Origin of the sequence: Wolbachia endosymbiont of Drosophila bicornuta (assembly GCF_028982105.1) — a bacterium.
Taxonomy (GTDB): Bacteria; Pseudomonadota; Alphaproteobacteria; order Rickettsiales; family Anaplasmataceae; genus Wolbachia; species Wolbachia pipientis.
In genome coordinates, this window is the sequence record NZ_JAPQLF010000071.1 from 1 (window position 1) to 8,996 (window position 8,996).

The following is an 8,996-nucleotide window of genomic DNA, read 5'->3' on the forward strand; positions in this document are numbered from 1 at the left end:
ATTGTGCGTTACCTACTATCCGAAGAGCGATGCAACAAAGCCATCCCAGTGTCAAGCACTGGGATGACAAAAAAAGGAGCACTGGAATGGCACCATTTGTTATGTTTAACAAAGTTCGTACTTAGCTTCATGTTAGCCATAAATATTTAAGAAATTTACCAAATGGAAAAAAAGGCAAAAGAAGCCCCATGGTTAACTAGTTCTGACACTGGTTTCCATCCAAGACGGCAGTAGCACCTTCGGTGTCATTCCAGTGTCAAGCACTGGAATGACACCATTTTGGATGGAAACCAGTGCCAAGCACTGGAATGACAAAGGAGAGCAGTGTCAGCTACTTGGATGACACCTTTTTTCTACTTAGTGTGGGTTATACAAGAAGTCTATTGTATGGCTATTGCTGGTCGTATATTACTTATAGCTTATCTATTCAAATTGCAACTTTGTTTTTCATAATTAATTATTGACAGAAATTATTAATTGGGTTATCATTAAATTATCGTTAACAAGTGAGGCAAAGAAATGATGATATCCAATAGTTCTTCATTGCTAAAAGATAGTCAGGAGCTTACTAAAACTAATCAGGCTATATGGAAACCTTTAATTGCTGTTTCATTATTATCTATATTTAGTTTCATATCTGGTCAATATCTTCCTTATGTTATTATAGCAGTTTCTGGTTCTGGTCCTATTGCAGCAGTTCCTTTAGCAATTTTTGCTGTTCTACGGTTGTTGCACTTATTTCAGTGACATATCTTGTTAAACTGGCTATTTCTAGAGATGATAATAAGAAAGAAGTAGGTCTTAATGGACAGAAATTCGGCCATACTCCATCTCAAGAACCACAAAAATTTGTGTGTAAAAATTGTACTAATCTGGAGAATAAATCAAATGTACCTACTCCTCAATCACCTCCAGTAACATTGTGTACACAACCAAATCCAAGTGTCAGTGTACCACCGCCACCACCTCCTCCATTGCCACAAGATGCTGCACTACCACCTCCGCCTCCGCATTTTTTTACAGCTTCCAAGCGTACGGAGCAACCTAAGAATGATGCACCGAAGAAGGCTGGTGAACCTGAGAATAATAATCATTCTACTCTGTTTGAACAGATAAGAGGAGGTATAGCTCTTTTTACAATAATCCGAACAGATCATAATATGCTACTGCTCTACCATAGCCATAAGCACATATCTTATCCTATTCGGACTATTGCGAGAAGTGCTATACTACGTTAAAAAGAGTGAGCAGCAACAAGAGTGGGCAGCAACAAAATTTTACAAATGAATTGAAAGCAAAATTAGAAAGTAGTGGGGGCACTGACAAAAAAGAAACACCAGAAGAGTTTGCTGCAAGAATAGATAGGGAGCAAGCAGAGAGAAAGAAGTCGGATGATAATGATTCAGATTCGACAAAGAGACTTAAGGAGAGAGCAGCAGTCATGCAACTCTCAGATAGTGAAAGTGAGCATTCTGATTCTATTGGCGATTCATATTGGACTACAGATGAAAGCAAAGACATACAGAAAGAGATAGAGCAGGAAAAAGAGGAGCAGACAAAACACACAAATTCCCCATCAAGCAAGGAAGAAGGAAGCGGGGGTCTTGACAGTGGTATAGGATCTAGAGCCACATCTCCGATACATCCTGAACAAGAAACAGAGGAGTCACCGGTACCGCCAAGTTCGTGTGTTGATTCACCACAAGTAAATAATGTTGACTCAGTGGATAATGAGGTGCAAGATTCACCTCCTCTTTCTGTTGAGGATCGCATAGCACAGTTTGGTGGAAAAGCGTTGCGATGCCAAAAGGAAAATGTTGTACAAGGACTATGATAACTATGAAATGGTCAGCCATGCACTTCCCTTCCTTTTCAAAATAAGTTTACCTACAGGTCTGATTGTATTAAGATTACTTAATACAATCAGATCTATTATATGCGCTTATCCAAATATTACCTGCCAACTCTAAAGGAAAAGCCTGCCCATGCTAAAATTATCTCCCATCAATATTCTTTGCGTGCAGGTTTAATAAAGCAGATAGCATCTGGCATCTATACGTGGTTACCACTTGGCCTCTTAGTGCTTAAGAATATTGAAGATATTATCAGAGATGAAATGAACAAATCCGGTGCTATTGAAGCATTAATGCCTTGTGTGCAACCAGCAAGTCTTTGGCGAGAATCAGGGCGTTACGATGATTACGGTAAGGAAATGCTACGCATAAAGGATAGGCATGAGGAAGATATGCTTTTTGGTCCAACGCATGAGGAGATAGCAACTGATTTAATTAGAGATGTGGTAAAAAGTTACAAAGATTTGCCACTTTGTTTATACCAAATTCAATGGAAATTCCGTGATGAGGTAAGACCACGTTATGGTGTTATGAGGGGCAGGGAATTTTTGATGAAGGATGCATACAGTTTTGATGTAGATTACGAAGGTGCACTGAATTCATATAATTTGATGTACAAAACTTACATAAAAATCTTCAAACGCATGGGATTTACTCCAATTGGAGTTCGAGCTGATACGGGGCCAATTGGAGGAAATTTGAGCCACGAGTTTCATATATTGGCAAACACTGGTGAGAGCACTTTATATTATGACAATAAATTTTCTGAACTACTAGAGAGTGAAGATATTGAAAGTTTAAAGAGTATATACGCAGTTGCAGATGATATGCATGATCCTGAGACTTGCCCTATATCACAAGAGCAGTTAAATGTTAGTAAAGGTATTGAAATAGGGCATATTTTTTGTTTTGGCGACAAATATTCAAAGCCTATGAAGGCAAGTGTTACTTCTCAAGATGGAAAAAATGTCAATATACATATGGGTGCGTATGGCATTGGGGTTTCAAGGCTTGTTGGTGCAATAATAGAAGCTTTTCATGATGATAAAGGAATTATCTGGCCAGAATCGGTGGCTCCTTTCAGAATTGGTTTAATCAATTTACAAACGAAAGTAACGGAGGCTGCAGATAAAATATACAAAGCTTTGAAAAGCGATGAAGTGCTTTACGATGATACTGAAGGGAGTGTAGGAGTAAAATTTTCTAGAATGGATCTGATAGGCTTGCCGTGGCAAATAATTGTCGGAAAGAAAGCAGTAAGTGAAAATATAGTTGAAGTAAAAAATAGAGCAACTGGAGAGGTAAAGGAAATGCAGATTGAGGAAGCAATAAATCACTTTAGCGCAAAATGATACACGGTATCGGCACTGACATAGTATATATACCAAGAATATTGAGAATATTACAAAAATACGTGGAAAAATTTCTCAATAGAATCTACACTGAAAAGGAAATAGAGCTAAGTAGAAAGTATAATAGTCAAGAAATGCGAGCAAGGTATTTTGCTAAACGCTTTGCAGCAAAAGAAGCTTTTGTTAAAGCACGTGGTAGTGGTCAGGGTATTACAATGAAAGATATAGAAATATACAATGATGTAAGAGGCAAGCCATATCTTACCGTTAGCAAGGATTTTATCTCCAAAATTCATCTTTCTTTAAGTGACGATGGAGATTACGCTACTGCATTTGTTGTAATTTGCGTCTAGCAGATATTTTCAATTTATGCAGTTGACTTTGCGCTATCTATATAGCTAAACTGACTTACGACAATTTGAAAAACCGTCATTCCGCTACTAGTTAGCGGAATCTATGCTGAGATACCGCGGCGGTATGACGGTTCGCGGTGGCATGACGATAAGCTCGTCATCCCGCTACTAGTTAGCGGATGAGATACCACGAATGAATCGCGGTATGACGGTTCGTGGTGGTATGACGTAGATTGCTGTCATTCCAGTGCTTGGCACTGGAATCCAGCCTTTATTATGCAGCCACTTAGTTGAAATTAAGTTTTCTGGATCCAAGTAGTCAGGGCACTTGGATGACATCTTTGTTGTGTTTAACAAAAACAAATGTTCGTACAGTTGTGGAATGAATCGCAGTATAGCTATAGCATACACAAACGACTAGTTTGCCAAAAAAACATAGCGGTTTTTCTATGATTTTAGTATAATTCTAGCTTTACCTAAACAAAAAGATGAATTATTTAATGGACTGTGTTTTAACGTCTCTTTCCTTACCATTTTCAATTACTGAGAATTATTTATTAATTACTGCGTTGATTCCACTTTTAAGTGCGTTAGTTATTTTTTTTACTGGTAAATGGCCCGGAGTGAACAATAGTATTACTGTCACTTCTTCTGTACTTCTGTTTACGTATACGTGTCTGTGCACTTTATATTGGGTATATGGTGATCATTCTCAATTTATTCTCATGGATTTTGGTAATAATTTGCACATTAGTTTAAAGCTAGAGTCTACCGGAGTAATATTCAGTTTATTAATATCGTTTTTATGGGTGCTGACCAGTATATATGCAATATGTTATATGCAGAATAACTATGCTGATAGCAATCACTCAAGTTTTCTATGCTTTTTTTCAATATCGATTAGCTGTGCAATGTTTATTGCTTTTTCTGGAGATTTGCTCACTACATTTGTCTTTTATGAGCTTCTAACTATTAGTACATACCCTCTGGTTACTTACAACTCAACAAATGAATCAATGATTGCAGGACGCTATTACTTTGGCGTGCTATTTTTCTCTTCTTTGGTATTATTTTTTCCTGCAATAGGCCTTTTATATAATGAATTTCATACTTTAGACTTTGTAAGTGGTGGAATATTCAAATTTGATACTTCACTCATCACTTTTATTGCAGTGTGTTTTGCTATGCTAATTTACGGAATAGGAAAAGCTGCATTAATGCCAATGCATTTTTGGTTACCAAAAGCAATGGTTGCACCAACTCCTGTGAGTGCACTACTGCATGCTGTTGCTGTTGTGAAATCCGGAGTTTTCATCATCATAAAAGTTATATTATACACTTTTGGCGTCGATAGCATGCAACGTTTTGTGCAGCAAAATTGGTTTGCTGGAGGGTGGCTTCCGTACGCTGCTGGATTTACTATTATTACTGCATCATTGATTGCACTAAAGCAAAAAGAATTAAAGAAATTGCTTGCTTACTCTACCATCTCTCAATTGTCATATATTATATTGTTCGCTTCAATTTTTAGTGAGCTCAGCATGAGGGTTGCAATTTTTCAATTAGTTTGCCACGCATTTGCAAAAATCACTTTGTTTTTCGTTGCCGGAGCAATAATAACGAGAGCAGGTGAGAAATATATAGATAAGATTTACGGTATAGGACGCAGTATGCCAATTAGCATGACAGCATTTGCTATAGGTGCGTTGTCTATGGTAGGGGTGCCGCCTGCTCCAACTTTTTGGGGTAAATTTCTCATTTTTCAAGCTGTTTTCAACTCTGGCAATGTAATACTTTCTGTGTTTGTAACTCTAGTGTTAATTGTTAGTACTATACTCAACGCTCTGTACTTTTTACCGATAATTTACAACGCCTTTTTCTTAAAACCTTCTCAGAATTACTTTATTAAAAAAACACCAATTCTTCTAGTTTTACCTCCAGTTATTACTGCTATTTGCACTTTGGTTATTTTTTTTATCTACCAAGTAATATTTTAAAATCTGTATTTATAACCATTAACAATAAATTTAAATGGTATTATACCAGCCAGAGTTGCTTTTATATTCGACAAAGTGAAGCTAATCTCAACAGCCTGATTTTTCACCTCCTTATTTTGCTCGGTTGCAAAAACTACAGTAGCATTTCCAGCAAATGTAACTAAGTCCTTGGTCGATCGATCAATAGATAATGTTATTACATTTATGTTGGCAATTTTTCTTTTGGATGAAACAGCTTCATTGTTCGTTTTTTCCTGAAAGCCTTGATAGATTTTATGTATAGAATTGTTTCTTATAAAATTTTCTTGGTACTTCGGTTCAACGGTCTTAATGGACTCATATATTTCGATGTATTTACTTATTAAGTACCTCGCTGTGGAAGTGTATTCATCTTCCTTTTTACTGAAACTAAGCTTATGCATTGCGGAGAACTCATCTTCTGTGTGGTTCATATACTTCACAAAATTTAAATCTTTTTTAATAGGAAATAACAGGTATATGTTTAATGTTAATAAACATAAGCATACTAGGAGAAGCGATACTATTAATGCCATCCAAGATCTTTCTGCTACACAAAACAGATACCTATGGCAGTACCATTCGACTGCTTTACTGAAATAACTTTTGTTTTTTACTGATTCAAGTAATTTATCTTCCATAACACAATACTACCAGACCTAATCGGATCATTATAATAACAATAAGCTTAGATACTCTAAAAAAAACTTTAAAATATGTCTAAATTTTCCCAAATAGGATGAATGATTATATCACCTTGTTCTGCAATGAGGTAGAATTTATCGATTTTGCTCACATCTATATTTATCATTTTTACACTTAAATTTTCAGGATCATAAGTATTACTTTCTGCACTTTTGTGATAATTATAATAATGCAATTTATTTTGATCATCAAAATAACCAAATTCATCAGCAAAGGCTCCAACTTTTCTACCTTTACCACTTTTGACTAGCTCAAATAGATCAATTGCATGGTTTTGGGATCCAGGCTCAATAGGCCCTTCTGCAGCAAAAAATTTAGGTGCATGACCAACGTATTCCTTAAATTTTAGATTATGAGTCTTTTTTACACTACCAAAATTCACAAATTTATATTCATCTGAAATACCAGAATATTGTGGATCATACTTTTTATATTCAAAAAACTCGTTACCTAAAAAATTACAAAACGTTAATTTATAATCATCATGATCAGATTTAACGACTTTAAGGTAATGAAAATCTCTAGGAGTCTTTACTTCCTCTTCTGTAATATGATTACGTACAACAAACTCGCCATTTAGCATATGATAGCCAATTTTTGGCAAAGTGGCTATATTGATTGCCTTGTTTAGCTTAAAATTTGCTTCATAAATGGCACTTAACAACTCCTTTCCTTTTTCTAGGGTTATGTCTTGATCTGAAGCTATATTCTTAATTAAGCTTAATTTTTTCTGCATGTTCAATATGGCTTTCGTCAAAACTTCTATTGATTGCCATACAGTTAATTTATTATCAGTCAAATTATATACTTCGAGTATTAAATTAACAGAATTCTATCATGAATTTATGTTAAAAGTATTATACTTTGTAAACTTATGTCATGATATTAACTACATTAGCTAAAACATGCTTTTTATCTAAGTGGAGTTGCTTTGCGGCAACGAAAAGTTCATCTATTTTTTTCCACTGACTTAGCAGAATTTCAACATCATTTACCTCTCTCTTTATGCTTTCTAAAATGAAGGCCTGAATTATATATGATGCTAGTTCTAGTTCGATTTCGCTATTAATTACTTTATTAATCATATTGGGATTCTTTAAATCATGAAGAAATTTATAAAAGCATTTGTATGCTTCATAAGCATCACTACTTATTGCATTTATTATCATTCCTGGCATTCCAGGAAATAAAGTAATCATTTCGTCAAACGTTTGATCATCAAATTTACATTGAGATGAAGCAACTTGCTTTGTTTCATCATAAGTTAATGGAAGTAAATTTAGCTGAAAGCACCTACACAAGATAGTGGTTTGTATATCATATGGCTTATGGCTAATTATAAATATCTTAGAATTTTTTGGCGGCTCTTCTAATATTTTCAATATTGCGTTTTTAGCGTTATTAGTCATTGCCTCTAAGCTATCTATTATAGCTATTTTGTGTTCTGATTGAATGGGACTTAAGTGTAGAAAGTTTTTCATTTCTCTGACTTTTTCTATTCCGATAGTATCACCTTCAACAATGTGTAAGTCCAATGCTACTTCATTATAGCTTTTTATGAGTAACCAATTGGAGAAGGATTTTGCAAGCGTTGCTTTTCCTATACCTTTTTTACCACAGATCAGCCAAGACTGAACAGATAAGTTGTTCATTAATTTTTTTTTGGCCTGGTTGTGACCTATTACTCTTTTCATTTTTCCTCCTATAGATCTTAGTTTGAAAATGCGTTGTTTACTGTTTGTAATGAAATTGCACCTTCCCTTAAAACCTTAATCTTATCTTCGGTTAAGTCAATAATAGTAGATTCTGTACCAGAAACTAGTTCATCATCTTCAATCACTACAGATAAATGTTGCTTAATGGATTGTGGTATATCGTCTGCCTTACATACACTTTTTTCTCCTGAAATATTTATACTAGTTGCAACTATTGGAACTTTCAGTTTATTTAATATTGAAATTGCAATAGGATGCTTAGGGATTCTGATGCCTATACTATCTTTAAAGAATTCGTTTGGCAATATATTGTTGTTTTTAAGTGGTAAAATATAGGTAATTGGTCCAGGAGAAAAGTGGTTTATTAAATCAATATATCTTTCCTTTACCTTTGCTATTTTTGTCAAATTGTAAATATCACTAACAAATATAGACAGTGGTTTATTTTGAGAGCGTTTCTTTATCTGATATATTTTTCCTATAGATTCATTATCTAGTGCATTACAAGCAAGAGCATACACTGTTTCTGTTGGAAAACACACTAACAAGTTGTTCTGTATTGCATTTATTATTTTAGATACCATATAGCTCAAAACTTATTTATAACAACTAGATCAGTTTTGTTGCATTGTATCTTATATAGTAACTGCTAGTTTGTATCCGTTCAGGATAGCGGCAAGACCATAGAGCAAAAGTGAGTTTACAACAAATGGTGTCATCCCAGTGCGTGACACTGGGATGGCTTTGTTGCATAGCAACTGAAAAAATCTGGTGGCTACTGACAAAATTCATTATAAAATAGCCATTTAACCTTGAAAGAAAAAATATGCCACAAAAAATGAGGGTCAGTAACCATAGCGAATATAACAAATTTCTAGAAAAAAGAGGAAATATTTTTCATTATATCAACGAAGCCATAGAAAAGTGGTACGAGAATGGTCCAAAAATACCAGGTGGCAACAATATTTATAGCGATAAAGTTGTAATTTTGGTGCACATAATA

The 8,996-nt window shown here is 34.8% G+C and carries 11 protein-coding genes and 2 pseudogenes; 7 read left to right on the forward strand and 6 right to left on the reverse strand.

Annotated elements, in window-relative coordinates:
• Positions 1-519: 519 nt before the first annotated feature.
• From OZD68_RS01685 to OZD68_RS01705, 5 genes are all read left to right on the forward strand, one after another.
• Entirely contained in the window at positions 520-747 is a 228-nt protein-coding gene (locus OZD68_RS01685) for a hypothetical protein (RefSeq protein ID WP_259366038.1), read from the forward strand.
• The gene (locus tag OZD68_RS01690; RefSeq protein WP_259366043.1) at positions 744-1,238 is read left to right on the forward strand and encodes a hypothetical protein; all 495 of its coding nucleotides are present in this window, start codon (positions 744-746) and stop codon (positions 1,236-1,238) included. Before OZD68_RS01685 ends, OZD68_RS01690 begins: the two co-directional genes overlap by 4 nt.
• Positions 1,239-1,243: 5 nt before the next feature.
• On the forward strand, positions 1,244-1,834 hold the full coding sequence (locus OZD68_RS01695; protein WP_275008837.1) for a hypothetical protein: 591 nt from the start codon (positions 1,244-1,246) through the stop codon (positions 1,832-1,834).
• A gap of 102 nt (positions 1,835-1,936) precedes the next feature.
• Positions 1,937-3,205 (forward strand): proline--tRNA ligase, encoded by a 1,269-nt coding sequence (gene proS, locus OZD68_RS01700; protein ID WP_182309564.1) that lies wholly within the window; start codon positions 1,937-1,939, stop codon positions 3,203-3,205.
• The gene (locus OZD68_RS01705) at positions 3,202-3,558 is read left to right on the forward strand and encodes a holo-[acyl-carrier-protein] synthase (RefSeq protein WP_182309565.1); all 357 of its coding nucleotides are present in this window, start codon (positions 3,202-3,204) and stop codon (positions 3,556-3,558) included. Before proS ends, OZD68_RS01705 begins: the two co-directional genes overlap by 4 nt.
• A 234-nt stretch (positions 3,559-3,792) precedes the next feature.
• Here the strand turns inward: OZD68_RS01705 and OZD68_RS06745 are convergent.
• Positions 3,793-3,891, reverse strand: a pseudogene (locus OZD68_RS06745) (WPE palindromic element domain-containing protein); the annotation flags it as partial.
• Between the two features lie 167 nt (positions 3,892-4,058).
• On the opposite strand from OZD68_RS06745, the gene OZD68_RS01715 reads away from it, so the two are divergent.
• Positions 4,059-5,555: a proton-conducting transporter transmembrane domain-containing protein gene (locus OZD68_RS01715; protein ID WP_182309566.1), complete on the forward strand. Its 1,497-nt coding sequence runs from the start codon at positions 4,059-4,061 to the stop codon at positions 5,553-5,555.
• On the opposite strand, the gene OZD68_RS01720 is transcribed toward OZD68_RS01715, so the two are convergent.
• From OZD68_RS01720 to OZD68_RS01740, 5 genes are all read right to left on the reverse strand, one after another.
• Positions 5,552-6,214, reverse strand: coding sequence for a conjugal transfer protein TraJ (locus OZD68_RS01720; RefSeq protein ID WP_182309567.1), 663 nt, complete (start codon positions 6,212-6,214; stop codon positions 5,552-5,554). The genes OZD68_RS01715 and OZD68_RS01720 overlap by 4 nt on opposite strands.
• Positions 6,215-6,282: 68 nt before the next feature.
• Positions 6,283-7,077 carry a hypothetical protein gene (locus OZD68_RS01725; RefSeq protein ID WP_182309568.1) on the reverse strand — a complete coding sequence of 265 codons (795 nt, stop codon included), beginning with the start codon at positions 7,075-7,077 and terminating at the stop codon, positions 6,283-6,285.
• Positions 7,078-7,150: 73 nt separating this feature from the next.
• Positions 7,151-7,972, reverse strand: a complete 822-nt coding sequence (locus tag OZD68_RS01730) for an AAA family ATPase (RefSeq protein WP_182309569.1) — start codon at positions 7,970-7,972, stop codon at positions 7,151-7,153.
• Between the two features lie 17 nt (positions 7,973-7,989).
• Positions 7,990-8,577: an L-threonylcarbamoyladenylate synthase gene (locus OZD68_RS01735; protein WP_182309570.1), complete on the reverse strand. Its 588-nt coding sequence runs from the start codon at positions 8,575-8,577 to the stop codon at positions 7,990-7,992.
• 51 nt (positions 8,578-8,628) lie between these two features.
• Complete coding sequence (locus OZD68_RS01740) at positions 8,629-8,778, reverse strand: hypothetical protein (protein ID WP_182309571.1); 150 nt, start codon at positions 8,776-8,778, stop codon at positions 8,629-8,631.
• Between the two features lie 41 nt (positions 8,779-8,819).
• On the opposite strand from OZD68_RS01740, the pseudogene OZD68_RS06750 reads away from it, so the two are divergent.
• A pseudogene (locus OZD68_RS06750) lies at positions 8,820-8,996 on the forward strand (IS5 family transposase); the annotation flags it as partial.